This is a genomic window from Streptomyces sp. NPDC016309 (assembly GCF_043077235.1).
In the GTDB taxonomy this organism is placed as follows: domain Bacteria; phylum Actinomycetota; class Actinomycetes; order Streptomycetales; family Streptomycetaceae; genus Streptomyces.
The window spans coordinates 457,928-479,902 of record NZ_JBIBSG010000003.1; the positions used below are offsets into that span (position 1 = coordinate 457,928).

At 73.2% G+C, this 21,975-nt stretch carries 19 protein-coding genes; 3 read left to right on the forward strand and 16 right to left on the reverse strand.

The annotated features are described in order from the left end of the window. Positions 1-31: 31 nt before the first annotated feature. The 11 genes from helR to ACF068_RS09930 all read right to left on the reverse strand — a co-directional run bounded on the left by helR (position 32) and on the right by ACF068_RS09930 (position 14,947). Positions 32-2,179: an RNA polymerase recycling motor ATPase HelR gene (gene helR, locus ACF068_RS09880; protein ID WP_392273864.1), complete on the reverse strand. Its 2,148-nt coding sequence runs from the start codon at positions 2,177-2,179 to the stop codon at positions 32-34. A gap of 220 nt (positions 2,180-2,399) precedes the next feature. After that, on the reverse strand, positions 2,400-2,783 hold the full coding sequence (locus ACF068_RS09885) for a helix-turn-helix transcriptional regulator (protein WP_392273667.1): 384 nt from the start codon (positions 2,781-2,783) through the stop codon (positions 2,400-2,402). Positions 2,784-2,851: 68 nt separating this feature from the next. Beyond that, a complete protein-coding gene (locus tag ACF068_RS09890) occupies positions 2,852-3,262 on the reverse strand; it encodes a VOC family protein (protein ID WP_392273668.1) in 411 nt (136 codons plus the stop codon). Positions 3,263-3,584: 322 nt separating this feature from the next. Next, entirely contained in the window at positions 3,585-4,409 is an 825-nt protein-coding gene (locus ACF068_RS09895; RefSeq protein WP_392273669.1) for an MBL fold metallo-hydrolase, read from the reverse strand. Then, positions 4,402-5,274 (reverse strand): NAD-dependent epimerase/dehydratase family protein, encoded by an 873-nt coding sequence (locus ACF068_RS09900; RefSeq protein ID WP_392273670.1) that lies wholly within the window; start codon positions 5,272-5,274, stop codon positions 4,402-4,404. Before ACF068_RS09900 ends, ACF068_RS09895 begins: the two co-directional genes overlap by 8 nt. 151 nt (positions 5,275-5,425) lie before the next feature. Beyond that, positions 5,426-8,257, reverse strand: a complete 2,832-nt coding sequence (locus ACF068_RS09905; protein ID WP_392273671.1) for an ATP-binding protein — start codon at positions 8,255-8,257, stop codon at positions 5,426-5,428. Positions 8,258-8,323: 66 nt separating this feature from the next. After that, the gene (locus ACF068_RS09910) at positions 8,324-8,983 is read right to left on the reverse strand and encodes a hemerythrin domain-containing protein (RefSeq protein ID WP_392273672.1); all 660 of its coding nucleotides are present in this window, start codon (positions 8,981-8,983) and stop codon (positions 8,324-8,326) included. 375 nt (positions 8,984-9,358) lie between these two features. Beyond that, positions 9,359-10,246 carry a LysR family transcriptional regulator gene (locus ACF068_RS09915; RefSeq protein WP_392273673.1) on the reverse strand — a complete coding sequence of 296 codons (888 nt, stop codon included), beginning with the start codon at positions 10,244-10,246 and terminating at the stop codon, positions 9,359-9,361. Between the two features lie 130 nt (positions 10,247-10,376). Next, entirely contained in the window at positions 10,377-11,660 is a 1,284-nt protein-coding gene (locus ACF068_RS09920) for an MFS transporter (protein ID WP_392273674.1), read from the reverse strand. A 186-nt stretch (positions 11,661-11,846) separates the two neighbouring features. Continuing rightward, positions 11,847-12,746: an SDR family NAD(P)-dependent oxidoreductase gene (locus ACF068_RS09925; RefSeq protein WP_392273675.1), complete on the reverse strand. Its 900-nt coding sequence runs from the start codon at positions 12,744-12,746 to the stop codon at positions 11,847-11,849. A gap of 710 nt (positions 12,747-13,456) precedes the next feature. Then, positions 13,457-14,947 carry a SulP family inorganic anion transporter gene (locus ACF068_RS09930; RefSeq protein WP_392273676.1) on the reverse strand — a complete coding sequence of 497 codons (1,491 nt, stop codon included), beginning with the start codon at positions 14,945-14,947 and terminating at the stop codon, positions 13,457-13,459. 417 nt (positions 14,948-15,364) lie between these two features. Here ACF068_RS09930 and ACF068_RS09935 point away from each other — a divergent pair, with 417 nt between their 5' ends. Beyond that, on the forward strand, positions 15,365-15,808 hold the full coding sequence (locus tag ACF068_RS09935; protein ID WP_392273677.1) for a MerR family transcriptional regulator: 444 nt from the start codon (positions 15,365-15,367) through the stop codon (positions 15,806-15,808). Positions 15,809-15,933: 125 nt separating this feature from the next. On the opposite strand, the gene ACF068_RS09940 is transcribed toward ACF068_RS09935, so the two are convergent. The 5 genes from ACF068_RS09940 to ACF068_RS09960 all read right to left on the reverse strand — a co-directional run bounded on the left by ACF068_RS09940 (position 15,934) and on the right by ACF068_RS09960 (position 20,850). After that, positions 15,934-16,704, reverse strand: coding sequence for a hypothetical protein (locus ACF068_RS09940; protein ID WP_392273678.1), 771 nt, complete (start codon positions 16,702-16,704; stop codon positions 15,934-15,936). Next, positions 16,704-17,987, reverse strand: a complete 1,284-nt coding sequence (locus ACF068_RS09945; RefSeq protein WP_392273679.1) for a VWA domain-containing protein — start codon at positions 17,985-17,987, stop codon at positions 16,704-16,706. The genes ACF068_RS09940 and ACF068_RS09945 overlap by 1 nt, the downstream gene beginning before the upstream one ends. A gap of 113 nt (positions 17,988-18,100) precedes the next feature. Next, positions 18,101-19,153 carry a tyrosinase family protein gene (locus ACF068_RS09950; RefSeq protein ID WP_392273680.1) on the reverse strand — a complete coding sequence of 351 codons (1,053 nt, stop codon included), beginning with the start codon at positions 19,151-19,153 and terminating at the stop codon, positions 18,101-18,103. Next, a complete protein-coding gene (locus ACF068_RS09955) occupies positions 19,140-19,790 on the reverse strand; it encodes a hypothetical protein (protein WP_392273681.1) in 651 nt (216 codons plus the stop codon). The genes ACF068_RS09950 and ACF068_RS09955 overlap by 14 nt, the downstream gene beginning before the upstream one ends. A 268-nt stretch (positions 19,791-20,058) precedes the next feature. Then, complete coding sequence (locus tag ACF068_RS09960) at positions 20,059-20,850, reverse strand: N-formylglutamate amidohydrolase (RefSeq protein ID WP_392273682.1); 792 nt, start codon at positions 20,848-20,850, stop codon at positions 20,059-20,061. 52 nt (positions 20,851-20,902) lie between these two features. Between ACF068_RS09960 and ACF068_RS09965 the strand changes: the two genes are divergently transcribed. Beyond that, positions 20,903-21,778 (forward strand): DUF72 domain-containing protein, encoded by an 876-nt coding sequence (locus tag ACF068_RS09965; RefSeq protein ID WP_392273683.1) that lies wholly within the window; start codon positions 20,903-20,905, stop codon positions 21,776-21,778. A 30-nt stretch (positions 21,779-21,808) separates the two neighbouring features. Beyond that, positions 21,809-21,955, forward strand: coding sequence for a hypothetical protein (locus tag ACF068_RS09970; RefSeq protein ID WP_392273684.1), 147 nt, complete (start codon positions 21,809-21,811; stop codon positions 21,953-21,955). Positions 21,956-21,975: the final 20 nt, after the last annotated feature.

Consider the following 21,975-nt stretch of genomic DNA (forward strand, 5'->3'; position numbering starts at 1 on the left):
ACCGGGCCGGTGCCGGGCATCGGTGAGGATGTCAGGAGCCGGTGAGGACGACGAGCCGCTGGGTGGCCCGGGTCATCGCGACGTAGCGGTCGACCGCCCCCTCCACGCCCGTGCCGAACGCCTCCGGGTCGACGAGAACGACCAGATCGAACTCCAGGCCCTTGGACAGCTCGGGGGTCAGCGACCGGACCCGCGGCGTGTCCGGGAAGGTGGGGTCGCCGATCACGCAGGCGATCCCGTCGGGGTGCGCGGCGAGCCAGCCGTCGAGGACCGCGTCCCGCTCCTCCACGGACCCGTGGACCACGGGGACGCCACTGCTGCGGACCGAGACGGGCACGTTGGCGTCGGGCAGCACCGACCGGATGACCGGCTCCGCCTCCGCCATGACCTCCTCCGGCGTCCGGTAGTTCACGCCCAGCGAGGCCACGGTGATCCGGTCGAGCCCGACCCGCTCCAGCCGCTCCTCCCACGACTCGGTGAAGCCGTGCCGGGCCTGGGCCCGGTCCCCGACGACGGTGAAGCTCCGGGACGGGCAGCGCAGCAGCAGCATCTGCCACTCCGCGTCGGTCAGCTCCTGCGCCTCGTCCACCACGACGTGCGCGAAGGGGCCCGCGTACGGATCCGGATCCCCGGCGGGCGGCGCGCTCCCGTCGACCAGGGTGTCCCGCAGGTCCTGGCCGCGCAGCATCGTCACCGCGCCCTCGCCGTCGTCGTCGGCCGCCAGCACGTTGTCGATGACGCCGGCCATCCGCTCCCGCTCCGCGGCGACGGAGGCCTCGTGCCGGCGCTTGCGCACGGACGCCTCCGGGTCGCCGAGCCGCTGCCGGGCCGCGTCCAGCAGCGGCAGGTCGGACACCGTCCAGGCCTGGGGGTCCGCCCGCCGCAACGCGCGCACCTCGTCGGGCGTGAGCCAGGGAGCGCACATCCGCAGATAGGCGGGTACCGACCACAGGTCCCCGACGAGGTCGGCCGCCTCGATCAGCGGCCAGGCACGGTTGAGCGTCCCGACCAGCTCCCCGTCGTTCAGCAGCGCCCTCCGGACCAGGTCGTGCGGCACGTCGGCGTCGTGCTTGTCCAGCAGGATCGTCACCAGCTCGTCCCGGATCTGGTCGCGCGCCTCGTTGTGCGGGGTGCCGGGTGCCGGCGCGGCGAACGCCTCGGCCCAGTCGTCGGCGGTCAGCCGGACCTCGGACCAGGGCGTGGTCACGGTCATCGACTCGGTGGGCGGCGCCTCGTAGAACCGGACGGCCTTCTCGATCGCCCGCACCATGTCCGCGGACGACTTCAGCCGGGCCACCTCCGGGTCGGTCTCGGGCACCGCGGCCGCCCCCTCGGCGACCAGGTCCCGCAACGTGCAGGTCCGGACGCCCTCCTCGCCCAGACTCGGCAGGACGTCCGAGACGTAGGCCAGGTACGGGCGGTGCGGGCCGACGAACAGCACGCCGCCGCGCCGGTGGCCGAGGCGCGGGTCCGCGTACAGCAGGTAGGCGGAGCGGTGCAGGGCGACCACGGTCTTCCCCGTTCCCGGACCGCCGTCGACGACGAGGGCGCCGCGCGACCCCGCCCGGATGACGGCGTCCTGGTCGGCCTGGATGGTGGCGAGGACGTCCCGCATCCGGGGCGACCGGTGGCCGGCCAGGCCGGCGATGAAGGCGGACTGGTCGTCGAGCGCGGCGTGCCCCTCCAGCCCGTCGGCGGTGAACACCTCGTCCCAGTAGTCACTGATCCGCCCGTCGGTCCAGCGGTAGCGGCGGCGGCCGGCCAGACCCATCGGGTTGGCGTGGGTCGCCCCGAAGAACGGCTCGGCAGCGGGGGAGCGCCAGTCGACCAGCAGTCGGCGCCCGTCCCCGTCGGTGAGGCCGAGCCGCCCGACGTACACGGGTTCCGGGTCGTCCGCGCCGGCCATGCGGCCGAGGCACAGGTCCAGGCCGTAGCGCCGCAGAGTACGCAGCCGAGCGGTGAGCCGGTGCACCTCCAGGTCCCGCTCCATGGCCTCACGGCCGACGCCCCCCGGCGCCCGCCGCGCGGCGGTGAGGCGGTCGGAGAGCTCGGCGATCGCCTGCTCCAGGCTCTCCGCGATCGCCGCGAAGTGCCGCTCGTCACCGGCGATCAGCGCCGGATCGGCCTTGGCGGCCAGGCGGTCGGGAAGGCCGAACGCACGGGTGGTCACGGGGTTCATGTCCTCAGCCCCGATCCGCGGCTCGACCGGGTCCCACCGGATCGACCTCATCGCACCACTCATGAACAACCAACAGCGCACGCACGTCGTGGATCTCCCGTTTCCGCAGTTTCTGGCCTCGGCGGGCGATTCTGCGGTACGACGGGGGCCTTGCCGCAAGCCCCCCGGTGCGCTATAAGTTGAGAGTGGCCGGAGGTGGGGCCCATTTTTTTTGCCCTGGCTACACCGTGGCGGTGGCCGTGGCGCGGAGGCAGGCACCGGGCGGCACGCCGACCCGCTCGGTGAAACGGGCGCCGAACGTGCCTGGGGACGCGCAGCCGACCGCCGGCCGGACCTCGGCGACCGTGAGGCCGCCACGCCGCGGCAGCGCCGCCGCCCGGTCCATACGACGGGCCGTCAGGTACGCGTACGGCGACATCCCGTAGGCCAGCCGGAACTGACGGCTCAACAGCCCGGCTGGCAGGTTCTCACCACGGGCGAGCGCCAACAGATCCAGCGGCCGCGCGTACTCCCGGTCGATCCGGTCCCGCACACGGCGCAGCCGGGCGAGGTCGCTGCGGCGCCGTGCCGCCGTGAGGGCGGGGCCCCACGAGGGGTGACACATGGAGGACTCCCTTCCGTCGGTGTCCGCGAGCATCCGGTGGCCCGCCCGGAGGCGGGTGACCGGATGGCTCAGCGGACCTCCTGGATGCGGACCAGGTTGCCCGCGGGATCGCGGAAGGCGCAGTCGCGGACGCCGTACGGCTGGTCGGTCGGCTCCTGGACCACCTCGGCGTCGCCCGCCTGGAGCTTCTCGAAGGTGCCGTCGAGGTCCGGGGTGGCCAGCAGGATCCAGCCGTAGGTGCCCTTGGCCATCATCTCGGTGATGGTGCGCCGCTCGTCCTCGGTGATCCCCGGGTCCGCGGCCGGCGGCGCCAGCAGGATGGACGTGCCGGGCTGGCCGACGGGGCCGACGGTGATCCAGCGCATCGTGCCCTGCCCGACGTCGCTGCGGACCTCGAAACCGAGGGTGTCGCGGTAGAAGGCGAGGGAGGCGTCCGGGTCGTCGTGCGGGAGGACGCTGGTGTGGATGGTGATGTTCATGACGATCATGCTAGGCACGACCCGGCGGCCCGCGCTTCTCGATTCGTGACCGATCCACGCCCCCTCCGGACCACCCCGTGGCCCCGTCCGCCCCGGCGCCCCTACCCGCCCGGCCCCGGCCCCGGCGTTGACCCGGCACCCGCACCCGTCCGCCCCGGCGCCCGCACCCGCCCGGCCCCGGCCCCGGCGCTGACCCGGCCCCCGGCACCCCGCACCCGTCCGGCCCCGGCTGCCGAGCCGGGCGCCCGGCCCTCCGCACCCGTTCGGACCCGGCGGCCGGCGGTCAGTGCCACCTACGCCGCGCCGTGGGCCGGCACCCGTGTCAGCCGCCCAGGGCCGTGCCCTGTTCGAAGCGGAGGTAGCGTTCGACGGATCGGGCCAGCACCTCGTTGCCGTGAGAGGTGACGACCCGGTGCCACCAGGCGCCGTAGATGCGCTCGAAGCGGTAGCCGGCGAGCAGGTCCGCGGCAGCGCGGACCGCGTGGGGGCGCTCCGGAATGTGGTTGGCGTAGCTGTACATGAGGGTGACCCAGCGGTTGTCCGGACAGACGTTGACCACGTCGCCGGTGAACAGGGCCCCGTCGCCCGCGCTCCAGTGCAGGACCGCGCTGCCGGGGAAGTGCACGCCCGGGTTGATCAGAGTGAGCTCGTCGGTGAGTTGGAGTGTGCGGCCCTTCCAGAAGCGCACCGCCGGGTCCGGGCGGCCTACCCACTGGCGGTCGGCTTCGTGGAGGTGGACCGGGGCGTCGAAGGCGTGGGCCCACTCCACCATCGAGGAGTAGAAATGGGGGTGGCTGATGGCGATGTGGTCGATGCCGCCGAGTTCCTCGACGGCCCGGACCATGGTGTCGTCGAGGTAGGGAGTGCAGTCCCAGAGGACGTTGCCGGCGGCGGTGCGAAGGAGCAGTGCTCGCTGGCCGATGGCGAACTGGGGGGTGACGCCGACGCCCAGCACGCCGGGGCCCTGCTCCTCGAAGAGGCCGGTGTGGCCCTCTTCGCGCAACTCGGCCAGGGTCGTCCACCGTTGGCCGGCCGTGTTCACGTACTGCCGCTCGTCCAGGCAGACCGGGCAGTCCGGGCGCGGGGCGGCGTACTGGGTGCCGCAGGTGCGGCAGATCGGAGGGGCCGGGATGGCGGTGTCAGCCACGGCCGCCTCCGGCGAGCTCGGTGAGGACGTACGGGCGGCTCGGCCGCCAGCCCAGCTCCTCGACGGCGCGCCGTCCCGACACCACCTGGTCGAGCGCGAGTGCCTCGGCGAACGGCGCCCCGAGCGTCTCGGTGGCCTCCGCGAGCGGCCACGACTCGGCCCGGCCGGCGCCGCCCGCGGCGATGTCGGCGGCCGCCGCGATCGCGGCCGCCGGGACGGACTCCCACGCCACGCCGTGCAGGAGGTCACCCGACTGGCCCTTGGTCAGTGCGAGGACGTACAGCTCGGCGAGGTCATCGACGTGCACCATCGGCCAGCGGGTCGCGACCGGACCCACGTAGCGACCCGTGCCGTGCTCCCGGGCCCAGCCGGTCATCAGGGCGGGGATGCCACCGTCCCTGCCGTACACGATGCCCGGCCGTATCACCAGGGCCCGGACGTCGTCCCCGGCGGCGGCCAGCACCCGCTGCTCGATCCGCGGCCGGTAGCCGACGATCGCGATCGGGTCGGTTTCGGCGTCCTCGGTCAGCGGGGCGTCCCCGGTGGAGCCGAGCACCCATACGCCGCTGGTGTAGACGAATGCCCGGCCCGTGCCGCGCAGCGGCGCGAGCAGCGCCTCCAGGGCGGCGGTGTCCACCGCCTCATCACCGGTCGGCGTGGCCAGGTTCACCACCGCGTCCAGGTCGTCCGTCACAGCCGCGCGCAGCGACGCCGGGTCGGCCAGATCGCCGACCCGCACCGGCATGTCCGGCTCCAGCGCGGCCGCGTCCTTGACCAGGGGCACTACGTCGTGGCCCTCCCGTGTCAGGCGCGACACCACGGCGGAGCCGATGTAACCGGTGGCACCGAGTACCAGAACCTTCATGAACCCTCCCATGGGGACGTTTCTCGAACAGGAGAACCGTAGGAACCGCGCCCGACGCCCGGATCCGTCGAACGACCGGGTGTCGTACCAGCGTTCGTTTGTGCGGGTGGACGGGGTGACCGGGTCGACGGGGGCGGCGGGCTGCGGGACCTCAGCCCAGGTCGAGCGCTCCCAGGGCGGACCGCGATGTCACACCGAGCTTCGGGTAGGCGTTGGACAGGTGGTAGCCGACCGTGCGGGGGCTGAGGAACAGGCGGGCGCCGATGTCCCGGTTGCTCAGGCCCGTCGCCGCGAGCCGGGCGACCCGCAGTTCCTGCTCGGTCAGCCGGCCCACGACATCCGCGCCCGCCGCCGGTGCGGCCGGAGCGGCACCGGCGGCCCGCAGCTCCGTGCGGGCCCGGTCCGCCCACGCGCCCGCCGGCATCCGCTCGAACGACTCCAGCGCCACGGTCAGCGCCTCCCGGGCGTCGGCCCGGCGTTTCGCCCGGCGCAGCCACTCCCCGTACAGCAGCCGAGTGCGCGCCTCCTCGAACGGGCGGCCGTCCCCCTCGTGGGCGGCGAGCGCCCGCTGGTAGAACTCCTCCGCCCCAGCGTCGTCGGCGGTGAGCAGGGCACGGCAGCGCAGCTCCACCGCCCCCGCCCACGCGGTTCCGGTGGCCCCGGCCCAGCGCGCGAAACGCTCGGCGGCCGGCACCGCGATGGCGGCCCGCTCGATCCGCACGGCGGCCTCCACCTGGTCGGGCAGGCTGTGCACGGAGACCATGAGGTTCCGGTGCGGGCCCACGGTCAGGGCGGCGAAGCGTTGCAGCGCCCGGTCGTAGCGGCCGAGCCCGAGGTCGAGCATGCCCTGCGCCCTGGTCAGCCAGGTCGGGATCGGCGCGACCCCGGGGCACAGGTCACGCCCCGCCCGCCGGGCGGAACCCTGCCGGTCCCCGCCGCCCGGACCGTCGGTCCCTCCTGCTCCCTCCGTGCCGCCCGGCTCCTCCCCGTCGAGCGCGGCCAACACCGCCAGGACGCCGCTGAGCATCGTGGCGAGATGACGCTGACCGGTGTCGCAAGCGATCTCCAGGCCCTCGACCGCCGTCGCGTACGCGTCCCGGTGCCGGCCCAGGAACAGCCGCAGCCGCGCCAGCCGCAGCAGCACCCGCGCCAGCACACCGACGGCACCCTCCGCACGGCACTCCCACTCCAGGGCCACGGCCTCGTCGTGCACCTTGGGGTAGTCGCCGAGGAGCATGTCCCAGCCGTGGAGTCGCACCTGGTCGGTCAGGCTGCGCTCCTGCCGGGTCCGCGTGACGTATGCGGCGAACTCCCGTATCGCCCCCGCTCCGCCCGCCGGATCACCCGCCATCGTGTCGAGCACCCCAGCCGCGCCCCGGTGCACGGGATGCTCGCCGAAGTCCAGACCGGCTACCCGAGCCCGGGTGTCCCGGGCCGCCGCCACCGGGTCCGGTGCGTCCCAGGCCATCGCGGCCGACTCGAACAGCAGCCACGCCCCCATCGCCGGATGGTGCGCCGTCACCTCGGCCGTCGCTTCGACGAGCAGCAGCCGCGCCGACTCCGCGCGGCCCTGCCCGTGTTCGAGCGCCGCCCGGACACTGGCCAGCCGGGCGACCGCCGGCAGACTGCTCACCGGCTCCGCCTCGTCGGCGAGCGCCCTGGCGAGCTCCACCTGTCCGGCCTCGGCAGCGGCGGCCGACGCGGCGGCCAGCCGCAGCGACCGGGACTCCTTGTCCTCGGTCAACCGAGCGGCGCGCCGATAGGCAGCGGCGACCGCGGCCCGGCCACCACGCGAGCGGAACAGCTCGGCGCTGCGCTCCAGTTCGGCGGCGACCACCTCGTCGTAGCCGACGGTTGCCGCGGCCAGGTGCCAGGCCCGGCGGCCCACGTCCCCGGTGGCCGGCGCCGCTTCGGCGAGCGCTCGGTGCGCGGCCGTCCGCTCGACCAGCACGGCCCCCTGGTACGCGGCGGCCCGCACCAGCGGATGCCGGAACACCAGCCGACGCCCGGACACCCTCACCAGGTCCGCCGCCTCCGCCGGCCCGAGGTCCCCGGCGGTCACGCCCACCAGTTCTCCCGCCGCCACCACCAACGCCACGTCACCGGTGTCGTCCGCCGCGGCGACCGTCAGCAGCAGACGGGTCGGCTCGGGCAGCGCCCGGATCCGCTCGTCGAAGATCCGCCGCACTCGCCACGACACGGGCAACACGGCGATTTCCCGCGCGTCCAGCGGCTCGCTCCCGTCCCGCTGGGCCGCCGTCAGAGCCCCCACGAGCTCGACCAGGGCGAGCGGATTACCCTGCCCGAGCCCGAGGATCCGGCTGCTCACGGCAGCATGCAGATCGGGCGCCCGGCCGGCCAGCAGCGCCGACCCCTCCTCGTCGGTCAGCGGCCCGAGGTGCAGCATCGGCAAGCCCGGCGCACCGTCGAAGGCCGCCGAATCATCACGCGCGGCGAACACCATGGCCACCCGCCCCATGCCGAGCCGGCGGGCCGCGAACAGCAGCGCGTCCATGGTCTCCAGGTCCAGCCAATGCGCGTCGTCGACCAGGACCACGATCGGCCGTTCCTCGGCCAGTTCGTCGAGCAGGCCCAGCGTCGCGGCTCCGATCAGGAAGCGGTCCCCGGCGGGCGCGTCGTCCAGCGCGATCGCCCCGCGCAGCGCCCGCGACTGACGCTCCGGCAGGCTCCTGACCCGGTCCAGGTCTCCCCGGAGGAGCACCTGCAGACCGGCGTACGGCAGCGCCGCCTCCGACTGGACACCGGTGCACCGCAGCAGGCGGGCTCCCCCTGCCGCCGCCGAGGCACACCAGTCGAGCAGCGCTGTCTTGCCCGACCCCGCCTCACCGAGGAGCACCACGGCCCCGCCCCGGCTCTCCCGGGCTCCCGTCACGAGCCTGTCGAGGACTTCTCGTTCGTGGTCCCGGCCGCTGAGACCGACGGGCCCCCGGTCGGAGGCACCTGCCAGGACCGCGTCGGTCATCGGTGACTCTCCCTCTCTTTCAGGCGCCGCACCCTCAAGGTGAGCGCGGCTGACGATGTACGGGCTTCAGGACCGGGTGATGTGCAGAGCGTCCCGGGTACCCCACCGGTCGAGCACGGCGTAGGCGGGCCGCCACCGGTGGGCGTACGTGTGGTGCGCGGACTCGGGCAGGAGCCGCATCAGAATGGCGGCCGCGGTCCGCTCGGCGACGCCGTCCAGGAGCCATGGCAGGAGCCGTGCCGCGTCGGATCCGATCCGCTGGGCGTGAACGCGCCCGAAGTGCTCCCACTGCTCCCTGCTCAGGGTGGTCTGCACCAGCGGGAGCATGGATTCCTCCTCGTGGCGGAGGTGTCCGCGCAGACCGGTGACCAGCGAGCCGGTGAGGTCGAGGAAGAGGCCGAGCCCCGTATCGGGGCCGGCCAGCGTCCGGTCGATCGCCTCGAGGAGCAGAGCGAGCGCGGCGCGCTCGGCCTCGATGACCTCCAGCCGCGCCAGGGAGAAGGGGTGGCCGTTCAGGGCCTGGCGCAGAGAGGGCCACAGCGCGTCGTTCTCGGCGCCGTGGTGGGCATGCAATGCCCGCCGGAACAGCTCCCAGCCCGCGGTGGTGCGCAGGACGTTCCGGGGATCGGGACGGGTGCGGATGGTGGCTCGGGCAAGGCAGTGCAACTCCCTGCGTAATGCGTTGTGCATCGCGTACGTCACGGTCATGTCGAACCTGTCTTGCACGTCTGTCTGACTCCTGGGACCGGTGGCCGGGTGAGCCCGTGTCAGGCAGTGGTGCCATGACTGGTTCCTCCAGGAACAAAGCAGCGAAAGCCACGCCTGACGGAGCGGGGCATCAGGGAAAGGGCGGTTCTGCGAGCGATGGCCGGGGGACCTGGGCCCTCGACGCGTGCCCGGATGTCACAAGCCTCCCGTGAGAGCCCTGTCCGGATCAACGCAGGTTTCGTGGGCCGATCGATAACTTGACGGTTATCGCCTTGGAGGAGCGCTCGTGGCACGACGCGACGGGCGGATGTCCTCGGTCCTGGCGGAGACGCGGTACCGTGGCCGCTTCGCCCTGCATGCGGCGATCAGTTGACTCCGCGACGTGGCGGCGCGTCAGCACTTCACGGCGCCGAGTTCGCGAACCGTGTCGGCGAGAGCGCTGATCAGCTCGTTCTCCGCCTCGGTCCGCCAGACCAGGGCGTAGGACAAGGCCGACAGGTCCGTGACGGGTATCCAGCGGACGTTCGGCATGCCCCAGTGCCGCGTGACATGACTGGGAAAGCAGTGGATGATCTCGCCCATGCCGACCTGGTTGATCAGCTCCTCCGCGTTGGTCACCGGGCGCCCACGCTCGATCGGCCGGCCCTGGAACGTGTGGAAGGGCAGGTAGCTGTCCTCCCAGTAGTCCGGCATGACGGGGGCGACGGCGTGCTGGAAGTCGGCGAACATCTCCAGCCGCACCGACGTTCGCTGTGCGAGCTCATGGTCGGCGGCCACGGCGAGGATCCGGGAGTTCTCACACAGGACCGGTCCGACGGTGAGGTCCGGCTCCTCCACGGGCAGCCAGGTGACGAGGACGTCCATGTCGTCGTCACGGAGCCGGCCGAACGGATCCACGTACGGCAGTTGGCGAATCTCCAGCTCCCATTGGGGATACCGCGAGCGGAAGGTCTTCCAGTAGTGGTGCATGTCGACGATGTTGAACGGCAGCATGCCGACGCGGATCCGGCCGGTGACACCGCGGGCCGCCAGCCGGGCGCGTTCCAGGGACTCGTGCAGGCCCGCATAGACCGGCTGCAGGTCGTCGCGCAGTTGGCGTCCGACGCTGGTCAGGCGCACGGTACGGCTGGTGCGCTCGAACAGCGCGGCGCCGATGCGCCGTTCCTGTTTTCTGATGGCCTGGCTGACCCGTGCCTGGGAGACCAGGAGCCGCTCGGCGCTCCGGCCGAAGTGCAACTCCTCGGCCAGCACCAGGAAAATCTCGATGTCCCGCAGCTCCATGACGCCCCCGTGTCCTTCTTCGCCGACAACCCGAGGCCGTCGAACCGCAGAAGTATACGATCACCGAACTTCCGCGCACAGGAGCAGTGATGGGGGCGCTACCGGACCCCGCACGGAGCGCAGGACGTGGTCATCGAGTTATCGATCCGAGTCTCTCCGGCTCGGCGGCCTCACCGCGCGTGGGCGGCACGGCTGCGACCGTCGTGGTGTACACCGCCTCGGCCGGCAGACGCCGCTCCAGGGCGATCAGCATGATGGCCCCCGCCGTCGAACTCGCCGCCAGCACGAGCCAGGGCAGCCTGCCGTCGACCGTCAGCAGCCCGGTGAACAGTGACGGCGCCAGGGTCTGGGACAACGCCCAGGACAGTTGGTAGGTGGCCAGGTAGCGGCCGCGTGCCTCAGCGGGAGCGGCGCTCACGGAGAGTGCGCCCGCGCTCGGGCTGTGTACCAGTTCGCCGATCGTGTACAGGACCAGAAGCCCGACCATGCCCGCCATCACGCCCTGGCGGGGCGCGCCGACCAGCAGGGCGTAGCCGAGGAACGCGGCGGCGAAGATCAGGGCGCCGACCGCGGCCACCCGGGTGCGTCGGGCGAAGCGCCGGCCGAGCGTGCCGACCGGCACGCCGGCGAAGGCGCAGAGCGCGGTGTTCACCGCGAACAACGGTCCCGCCACCGAGGCGGGCAGGTCGAACTGGCTCACGGCGTACACCGGCAGCAGCACGCTGAGCGCCGAATACCCCAAGGCGATGAGGAAGTTGGCCAGGGTGAGGCCGGCGTACGGGCGGTCGCGCAGCACTGCGCGGTAGCCGGACCGCTGCCGGCCGGTCGCGGCGCGGACCGGTCGGGGTGTTCTGATCCACAGTGCGAACAGTGCCGCGACGAAGAAGGTGGCCGCATTCAGCCAGGCGACCGCCAGGAAGCCACGGTCACCGCCCAGTTGGACCAGTCCGGCGGCGAGCAGGCCGCCGGCGCCGAGGCCGGCGTTGTTCACACTCCGTCCGAGCGCCATCAGCCGGTCCCGGTGTTCCCCCTGGGCGAGCTCGCCGATCAGGGCCTGCTGGGTCGCGGGGAACGCTTGGGCGCCGGCCGCGGCGAGGGTGGCGACCAGGGCGAAGACCGGCAGGGTGGTGCCGAGCGGGAAGGCCAGGAAGCCGAGGCCGCGGATCAGGTAGAGAGCCAGTCGCACCCGTCGGGCACCGAACCGGTCGACGGCCCAGCCGCCGACCGGCATGGCGCCCATCGCCAGCAGCCCCGCTACGGTCAGGACGGTGCCGATCGTCGGCAGTGGCAGCCCGGTGATGCGCTGGAAGAACACCAGGCTGAATGGCACGTACATGCCGGTACCCACCGCGTCCACCAGCATCCCGGCGATCAGGTTCCGCTCGCCGGGCACTCGGCGGTCGTTCGCCTTCATACCCTCTCCTCAAGTCGATGTGTTTCCGTGAATTCCGGCCACTCCAGGCGTCGGGGCGGCATCATGGCGGGCCCTTCGGGGCCGGCGCTTTCGCTTGCCTCACGCGGCCGTCGGCGATCAGGCCGGCGAGTGACGCCCTCGGTGGCCCGCTGGGCTTGGCCCGGCCGGGGCCTCAGGGCCGTCGGGTCACCGTGTTTCCTGTGGAGCGCCAGTCCCCTCTTCCTCGACCGCGATGGCGGGAGCGGGGATCGCGTGTTCCGCCGCGCGACTGACGTGCTCCCACGCCGCCCAGGTGTCCATGCGGGTGCGGGTGATGTCGAACGCGAGGTCGTAGATCATGCCCCCCAGGAGGAGACGCAGTGGTGGCTCGTCACTGTCGACCAGCTTGAGCAGCGCGGTTGCGGCGAGCTTCGGGTCGCTGTCGACCGAGCCTTCGGCGAACTGCTTGGCCAACTCCTCCCGCAGCGGCGCGTATGCCTCCAAGGGGCTCGTGCTGCGCATGGCGGTGTAAAGGTCCGTCCAATAGCCGCCCGGCTGGACGATGCTCATCTTGACCCCGAAGCCGGCTGCCTCCGCGGCGAGGGCTTCGCTGAGCCCTTCCAGGGCGAACTTGCTGGCGCTGTAGAGGCCGGTGCTGGGAAAGCCGCCCAGGGCGGCGATGCTGGAGACCTGCACCAGGTGCCCGGAGCCCTGCTTGCGCAGGGCGGGCATCACGGCCTGGCTGACCCAGAGCGTGCCGAAGAAGTTGATGTCCATCTGGGCCCGGGCCTCGGCCTCGGTGAACTCCTCGACCATGCCGATCGACAGCATGCCGGCGTTGTTGACGACGATGTCGAGCCGGCCGAAGTGGCCGACCGCCTCGGCGACGGCCGCGAACACCGCGGCGCGGTCGGTCACGTCCACCCCGAGGGGCAGCACCCGCCCGGGGTGGGCGGCCGCGAGCTCCTCCAGCGGGGCCATGGTGCGCGCGGCGACCGCGACGCGGTCGCCGGCCGTCAGTGCCGCTTCGGTGAAGGCACGGCCGAGGCCCCGGCTGGCGCCGGTGATGAACCAGACGCGGCTCGTGGTGTCGGTTGAGACGTGCATGGGCGGTACTCCTGTCCGAGAACGAGGCGCCCGGGGACGGTTGCGTGGGCATGCCGGGCCCGCCGGTCGACTCGGTCTTCTTCGTGGGTATGTGGGCGTGCTGACGCTTCGGGAGAACGGCTTGTCTGCCGTCGGCACGCTCCGGCGGCCGCAGGCGGCCCGCCACGCGGAACGTTGTCAGCGATACGGGCACCGCACCGCTCACGGGTCACCGAGCAGCGGTCCCGGCGCGCTTTCGATCTTCCAGCTCCCGGCCGTGCCCATCAACATCGAAGATCAGCAGGATTCGATAACTCACGCTTATCGATCGCTTCAGGATCCCTTCTGGGTCAACCGTGCATCCGGGCGCTCGGTGGAGTCCGGCCAGCTGTGCTCGCGGCGGTGCTCGCGTGGAAGCCGGGCGGCGGCTCGTTGCGGTCCGTCTGGCACGCTTCGGGCTTCCTGGCCCTCGCCTCGGCTCAGGTCGTGCTCGGTGTCGCTCACGTTCCGTCCCTGCATCTGCCCCTGGGTGTGCTGATGTTCGGACTGAGTGTGCTGTGCTCGTCCCTCGTCGATGCCCGGCGAACGCACCGGATCACCGCGGAACCCATGGAGCCGCGAGATGACCGTCGCAGCTCGTTCCGGGAGCAGCTACGGCGTACGGGCATGCAGTGCGAACGGCGAGAGGACCCCGGCCGGGTGCCGGGGTCCTCTCGCCGTTCGGGACTGTGTCAGTGGCTGCCGGCGAGTTCGCCGGAGAGCTTGCGGTGAAGGCCGGCGCTGGTGTCGTTGAGGCCGGTGATCTCGACGGTCTTGCCGCGCTGCTCGTACTTGGTCTCGATCGCGTCCAGGGCGGCGACGGAGGAGGCGTCCCAGATGTGGGCGGCGGAGAGGTCGACGATGACCTTGTCGGGGTCGGCGGCGTAGTGGAACCGGCCGACGAGGTCGTTGGAGGAGGCGAAGAACAGCTCGCCGGTCACCGTGTACAGGACGCTCGTGCCGTTCGGGGCGACGAGCCGGGTGACCTCCGCGAGGTGGGCGACGCGCTTGGCGAAGATGACCATGGCGGTGACGGAGCCGACGACGACGCCGATGGCGAGGTTGTGGGTGGCGACGACCGCGGCGACGGTGATCACCATGACGCCGATCTCGCCCGCGGGCATCCGCTGGAGCGTCCTGGGCGCGATGGAGTGCCAGTCGAAGGTCGCGAACGACACCATGACCATCACCGCGACCAGGGCGGCCATGGGGATGTCGGAGACGACCGGGCCGAAGGCGATGCACAGCACCATCAGGAACGCGCCGGCGAGGAAGGTGGACAGGCGGGTGCGGGCGCCGGAGACCTTCACGTTGATCATCGTCTGGCCGATCATGGCGCAGCCGCCCATGCCGCCGAAGAATCCGGTGACGATGTTGGCGACGCCCTGGCCGATGGACTCACGGGTCTTGTTCGAGGGGGTGTCGGTGATGTCGTCGACCAGCTTGGCGGTCATCAGCGACTCCATCAGGCCGACCAGCGCCATGGCGAAGGCGTACGGAGCGATCGTCGTCAGCGTGTCGAGGGTGAACGGCACATCCGGCAGGCCCGGCACGGGAAGGGAGGACGGCAGCGCGCCCTTGTCGCCCACGGTGGGCACGGCGATCCCGGCCGCCACGGTGATGGCGGTCAGGATGGCGATCGACACCAGCGGGGCGGGGATCACGGTGGTGATCTTCGGGAGGAACACCATCAGCGCCAGCCCGCCGATGATCAGCGGATACACGGCCCACGGGACATCGCGCATCTCGGGAACCTGGGCCATGAAGACGAGGATCGCGAGCGCGTTGACGAAGCCGACCATCACGCTGCGCGGGACGAACCGCATCAACCTCGCCACGCCGACCGCGCCCAGGATCACCTGGAAGACGCCGGCCAGGATGACGGCGGCGATCAGGTGGCCCAGGCCGTGCTCGCGGTTCAGGGGTGCGGTGACGAGGGCGACGGCGCCGGTGGCGGCCGAGATCATCGCCCGCCGGCCGCCCACGACCGAGATGACCACGGCCATGGTGAAGCAGGTGAACAGGCCGACCGCGGGGTCGACACCGGCGATGATCGAGAACGAGATCGCCTCGGGGATCAGAGCCAGCGCGACGACCAGGCCCCCGAGGACCTCGGTGCGCCAGACCTTCGGGCTGTTCAGCCAGTCGGGCTTGAGGCCGCGCAGCCACGCGGCGGGAGTCACAGCGGCAGAAGACAAGGAGACGCGTACCTGTCGTGCTCGGGCACACCCCTACGGCAGGCGGGGCGCGCGGGAAGGGCGCGCGGGGAACCGGGACGGCACCCCGCGCACAGCCCGCAGAACGGGGCCGGACGTGCGGGAAGGCAGACGCGAGACGGCGGCGCGCGCGGGCGCCTCGCGGCTCACGTCGGAGGGCGAAGGGTCACGGCGGGCAGGCGGCGGCGATCGGCGTCATGGGCTCGCGCACGCTCTCTCCCGCAAGAATCGGATCTTCGCCGGGGGCGCCATCGGCCCCGGAAACGGCAGCAGCGGGGCGGCCGAGCCACCCCTCACCAGCAACTCTACCCTAACGTTAGAGTTAAGGTTGGTGGTGTCGTACGGGACGCGGCCCACCACGACGGGAAGGCCAGGGGTACGGGCGTGGACGGCAAGCACATGCAGATCGGCGAGGTCGCCGCGCGAACGGACCTGTCCCTGCGCACCATCCGGCACTACGAGGAGACCGGCCTGGTCATCCCCTCCGCCCGCTCCCAGGGCGGCTTCCGCCTCTACACCGAGGCCGACGTCGCCCGCCTCATGGTCATCCGCCGCATGAAGCCGCTCGGCTTCACCCTGGACCAGATGCGCGACCTCCTGGACGCCACCGACCGCCTTGATGACGGCGCGGATCTCGGCGCCGACGAGCGCGAGGCGCTGCTGGAGCGCGTGCGGACCTACCGGCAGGCCGCCGCCGAGCAGGTCGAGAAGCTCCGCGTTCAGCTCTCCCGCGCCGAGGACTTCGCCGGCACTCTGGGCGCCCGCCTGGAACAGACCGCTCCAGCCGGCCGCATGGCGAACCGGGCCGTTTCGCGCCCGGGGGAGTGATCCCCGGATCCCATGGGGCGAGGGCGCTCGCGGCCCGGTGACGGCCCCGGTCCCTGGCCCCCGCCCCGCGCGCCCGGGCCGGCTGCGGGGCCGGGGCCGGGGCGGCGGGGCGGGGGGCCGGGGCGTCAGCCGCGGGCGGCCGGGTGGCCGGCGCCGCGGGTGAGGCGGTAGCCCCCGATGCCGGCCATGGCCGCGAGCACCGCGCCCCCGGCGGTCCACAGCCAGCGGGTGGACCACAGGCCGGACGACCAGCCGTCCTCCGGCTCCACCGTGGCGGACGAGCCCTGCACCAGCGGGGCGGCCAGGCTGCCGTCGACGGCCGCCGCACCGCCCGCGTCGTCGAGGGTGACGTCCAGCGCCGCGTCGAGGGGCTGACCGATGTCGCCGGCGGCCAGCCGCACCGCCGTCAGACGCACGTAGTACGCGCCCGGCAGCGGGTCGTTCGCCCACGGTTCGGCGAAGGCGCGCACCGTGCGGAGGTGGCAGGCGAGCTCGACCGACGTCGTGCCCGCCGCCACGGCCTTCGTCTGGCTGCCGAAGCGGCAGGCCTGGCGGCGCCGGAGGCCGTCGTAGACGTCGATCTGCCAGGTCGATCCCGCCCGGAGCGCGGCGCTCTCCGACAGCTTCACGGTGGCGCGGACGGTGGCCCGCGCGCCCGCGTCGGCCGCGAACTGCCAGTACAGGTAGTCACCGGTCGACGCCGGGGCGGTCGCGCGCTGTCCGGGGCGCACGGCGGTGGCCGTCCGGAAGGACGTGCCCGCCTCCGTCGGAGCCGCGGCGCCGCCGTCCTCACCGGCCGGGCTCGGCGACGGGGCCGCCGCCGCCGCGCCCGGCAGGCCCAGCAGCGCGGAACCGGCCAGAACCGCGGCCGCCGTCAGGATCCGTACCGTACCCATCAGTTGGTCCTCCACACCGAGATGCGCCAGCGTGACAGCCAGCCCCACACCACACCGGCCACGAAGCCGGTGAGGACCAGCACGCCCAGCAGCCACCAGCCGTGACCGAGGCCCAGGAAGGCGGCGTCCGTGCCCTCGTCGGGGCCGTCCACGAGGGCGACGCTCAGCTCCACGGGAAGACCGGGCTGGGTCTTCACCCCGGCGCCGGCGGAGAAGGAGTTGCTGACCCGCAGGCACACCGTCTCGGCCGCCGGCTTGCCGGAGCCGTCATCGTCGTCGGCGTCGCTCTCCGGCCGGGGGTAGCGCAGACCGGTCGACACCACGTCCGTACGGCCGTCCCCGGCGGCCTCACCGCGCACGATCTCCCGGCCGCGCAGGGTCGACGCCCGCAGCAGTACGCCGTAGTCGCGGTTGACCGCCCGGTCGGCGGCGACGCTCACCGAGGCGCGCAGCTCCTGGCCCGGCAGCACCTCCACGCGGTACCAGCGGTGCTCACCGAACGCCTCCCGGTCGGTGTACAGCCCCGGCTTCAGCGCCGGCGCCTTCTCGCACGCGTCCGCGCCCCGGGCGGCGACCGGTGTGAGCGTGGGTTCGGCCGCCCGGTCCACCAGTTGGCTGACCCGGTCCGACAACTCCTCCGTGTGCCGGACCGACGTGTACGTCCCGCCGGTGGCCTCCGCGATGCAGACGAGCTGCGCGCGGGTCCTGGCGTCCGGCACCAGGCCGAGCGTGTCGATGGTGAGGTGGATGCCCTTGGCCGCGATCTCGCGTGCCACCTCGCACGGGTCGAGCGGGGCACAGGTGTCTTCGCCGTCGGTGATGAGGACGATCCGCCGGGTGGCGTCACCGCCCTCCAGGTCGTCGGCCGCACCGAGGAGCGCCGGTCCGATCGGGGTCCAGCCGGTCGGCGCCAGGGTGGCCACCGCCGTCTTGGCCTCGGTCCGGTCCAGCGGGCCGACCGGATAGAGCTGCCGGGTGTCCTTGCAGCCGGTCTTGCGGTCCTTGCCGGGGTAGTCGGCGCCGAGCGTGCGGATGCCGAGCTGCACCTCCGGCGGCACGGCGTCCAGCACCTCGTTGAACGCCTGCTTCGCCGCCGCCATGCGGGACTTGCCGTCGATGTCGGTCGCCCGCATGGAGCCGCTGACGTCCAGCACCAGTTCGACCTTGGGTGCCTGCTCGCCGGCAGGCGCGGTATCCGCGTGGGCGGCCGCCGGGAACAGTGCGCCCGTCCATGTGACCAGCAGGCCGCACACCCCGGCCGCCAGTCGCCTTCTTGTGATCATCGCCGGATCATATTGATCCGGGGCGGCGCTCCCCAACTCGGCCTGGTCCGCGCCCGTCGGCGGTGCTCACCGGGCGGCCCGGCCGGCCCGTCCCCGGCAAGGGCGCCGCCGGGTCAGGGTGTTCCGGCTGCGGCGTAGCGGTATCCCGTGGCGTCGAGCGTCGTGGTGTCCAGCACGTCCTTGACGGTCGTGGGCGGGGCGCCGGTGAAGTCCGGCAGCAGCGGCCTGATGTCCGGCTCGATGACCACGTCGTAGCCGGGAGCGGTCCCGACCCACGGCCACATCACGTCGTCCGGGCGGTGACCCGGGGGGATCTCCTCGCCGGTGAAGGGGGAGAGGGCGTCGGCCGGCGGGTAGTGGTCCTCCGGCTTGGACCCGGGGACGTCGTCCAGCCGCCGCCGTTGCCAGTCGGCCCACAGCCGGTCGACGTTGGCGTGGTGGAGCCAGAAGACGGGGTCGTTGGGGGAGTAGGCCTGGGACATGTGACCACCGATGAAGTTGTGGCCGCCGTTGTGGGTGGGGGTGGTGAGGGAACCCTGTTCCAGCACGAGCCAGAACGCCCAGAAGGGGTGGTCGTCGGGCAGTTCGTCCACCACGAGCTGAACGAGGTTCTGGATGCCGCTCAGGGTGGGCGGCCAGCCGAGCCCGGTGCTGCCGCGCGCCAGGCCGGTGCCGAACCCCTCCTCCAGGAGCGGGTGGACCGGGAAGCCGCCGGCACCGGGCGGCCACCAGGCGGGGCGGTCCGCCGGGGGGACGGGGTCGCGCAGCACGCTGTCGGCCAGCGGCACGGGTGCCCCGTCGTGCAGCGAGCCCAGGAAGTCGGGGGTGAACAGGCGGGCGAGGGCGGCCGGGTGGTCGGTCCAGTCCCAGTAGGGGATCGTCACACCGGGCACCTCCGCCTGGAGGGCCTTCTCGAACTCCCTGAGGTACTTGCGGTGCCAGGGGCAGAAGCCGATGTTCCAGTGGCCGAAGTTGACGGTCGTGTCCGGTGGCAGCCCGGGGCTGACGACGGCCATGACGGCCTTGTGCAGGGCCACGAACCGGTCGTAGACGCCGGCTCCGGCGGGCGCGCCGGGGGCGGGCCGGTGCTTGAGGCGGACCAGCGCCTCCAGGAACCGGTCGCGTTCCTGCGTCGTGAGGTCGACCGCGCTCTTACGGACGTCCATGGTTCCCGCCTCCCGGGTGGCCGCCGTGCCGGCCCGCGTGCGGGTCGTGGCCGTGGTCGTGCTGGTGGTCGTGGTCCTGGCGGCTGCCCGGGTCGCGGTCGTCGCCCCGGCCGTGGTCGTTGCCGTGACTGTGACCGTGACCGGGGCCGTGCGGGTGGTCCGGGGGGTGGCCGCCGGACGCCGGGCCGTGCTCCATGTGGCCGGTCGCGGGCACCGCGTGCAGACCGGCGAAGAACGGGCGGTCCGGAGCGCGGGTGAGCAGCCGCCGGGCCAGCGCGCGGAGCGTCTCGCCCGTCGTGGTGCGCAGCACCAGCTCGCTCTGGTACATGTTCGCGGGCCCGAGACCGATCCGGAGCGTCCCCCCGGCGCGGTCCGTCACGACCTCGACCGGCACCCGCTCGGTGCCGACCAGGCCGCAGAGGACGGTCCCCTCCAGATGACCGGCGAACTCCCGGAGCCCCTGGACGGTGCAGCCGTCGAACGGGGACAGCGTGGTGAGCAGGTCCAGGTGCTGGAACAGCATCCCCGGCCCGGTGACCGTGATCCGCAGGTCCGTGTCGTCGACGAGCAGGTCGATCAGGCTCGGTCCGCCCTTGAAGAGCATGGCCGCCGCCCTGCTCGGTACCTCGGTGGTCATGGGCCGCCTTCCCCGTGCCGTCCGTCGTGCCTTCCCGTGCCGGGCCGTGACGTCCGGCCCTCCTCCAGCGTCACGGTGGCGGACGCGCCCGGCGACCCCGGTCGCCCGTGCGGGTGGCCCGGCCGGCCCCGGACCGCGCGCCCCATCGGCCGCATCCGTCCCCTCGCCCCCATCGGCCGCATCCGCCCCCCTCGGCCCCGGCAGCCCCGACCGGCCCCGGGCCCCACACCCCCCACACCCCCCAGCCCCGCCGGCCCGGTAGGCCCCGTCAGGCGACGTCGACGAGGGCGGCGAGGGCGCCCGCCAGCGCGTCCAGGCCCTCGGCGCGGGGCGCCCCCCGCCCGTCGAGGTACAGATCGCGCCGGATCTCCACCATCAGCGCCCCCACCCTGGCGTCCCGCCCGTAGTACCGCAGCGGTACGTACGTCCCGGCGAACGGGGTGTCCAGCGCCGTGCCGCCGAGGCCCGCGAACGCCCGCCGGGCCGCGTCCACCAGCGGCGCCGGCGTGTGGAACGGATCGGTGCCCAGGCAGACCGGCGGACGCGGCCCGTCACCGTGGAGCTCGTACGGCAACGCCTCGGCCGGGTACGAGTGGACGTCCAGGACCACGGCACGTCCGGCCGCCGCCAGCCGCCCGGCCACGGCCGCCGTCATCGCCTCGGCGTACGGGTGGAAATAGCGCTCGACCAGCGGCCGGGGGTCGGCGCCCTCGGGACGCAGCTCCTCCCGGTGCGTGGTGCGCGTGTAGACCGCGCCCATGCCCACCGCCGCCATCTCCTCGCGCTCGTCGGGAAACCGCTCCGGGTCGACGACCAGCCGGGACAGCCGGTTGACGAACCGCCAGGGCGTCAGGGCCGCGGCCCCGGCCGCGGCGGCGGCGATCTCCGCCGTGTACGCGTCCGTGATGTGGTCCAACTCCGCCTCCAGCGCCGCGTCGTCGAGGACGATCCCGGCGCGGACGTCGGCGGGGACCGCCCGGGCGGAGTGGGGGACGTGCAGGATCACGGGCGAATCCGGGTCGCCCGGGTGGAGTTCGAAGGAGGTGGGACTGTCGGTCATCGGGTTCCTCGCAGTGCGTCGTCACACCCGTCCCCGCGGGTAGGCGGGGGGCATGGGCGAGATCCTCATCGGTACATGTTCCTGGACGGACAAGGCACTTGTGGCGAGCGGGTGGTACCCGCCGGGCCGGCGCGACGCGGAGGGGCGGCTGCGGCACTACGCCGAACACTTCCCCGTGGTCGAGGTCGACGCCACCTACTACGCGCTCCCCAGCGCCCGGAACAGCCTGCTGTGGGCCCAACGCACCCCCGAGGGCTTCCGGTTCGACGTCAAGGCGTTCTCCCTGCTGACCGGTCATCCCACCCGGCAGGCCGCCCTCCCCGCCGACCTGCGCGGCCACCCCACCGGCGACCCCGGCCTCCTCGACGAGGTGTGGCACCGCTTCGGCGAAGCGCTGCGCCCGCTGCGGGAGGCGGACCGCCTCGGCACCCTCCTGTTCCAGTTCCCGCCCTGGTTCGGCCCCGGGGCCCGCTCGGAGACCGTGCTCCGCCGCACCCGCGCACGCGCCGACGGCTGGCCCGTGGCCGTCGAGTTCCGGCACCCCGGCTGGTGGCGGGAGGACCGACGGGCGGACACCACCGCCCTGTTGCGGGACCTGGACACCGCGGCCGTGGCCGTGGACATGGCCCAGGGCCTGCCCACCTCCCTGCCGCCGCTCGCCCCCGTCACCTCCGACGACCTCGCGGTGGTCCGCTTCCACGGCCGCAGCGCCGCCTGGGGCACCGGCACCAAGGAGGACCGCTTCCGGCACCGCTACACGGACGCCGAACTGGCGGAGTGGCTGCCCCGCCTCCGCGCCCTCGCCGACCGGGCCGCCCACGTCCACGTGCTGTTCAACAACTGCTGCGCCGACGCCGCCGTGCGGGCCGCCGAGGCCGCGCGCGACCTGATGGCCCCTGCCACACATCCTCGCCGGAGCACCGGGTAGACGCGCCGTACACCCACTGGAGGAGGATCCATGTCCGGACTGATGACCCGTATCAAGCAGTTCACCCGCAGTCCCCAGGGGCAGCGGGCGATCGCGTCCGCCCGGCGCGCCGCCGCCGACCCGCGCAAGCGCGCCCAGGCCCGCCAACTGCTCGGCCGGCTGCGCGGCCGCCGGTGACCGGTACCGAGGAGGGCGAG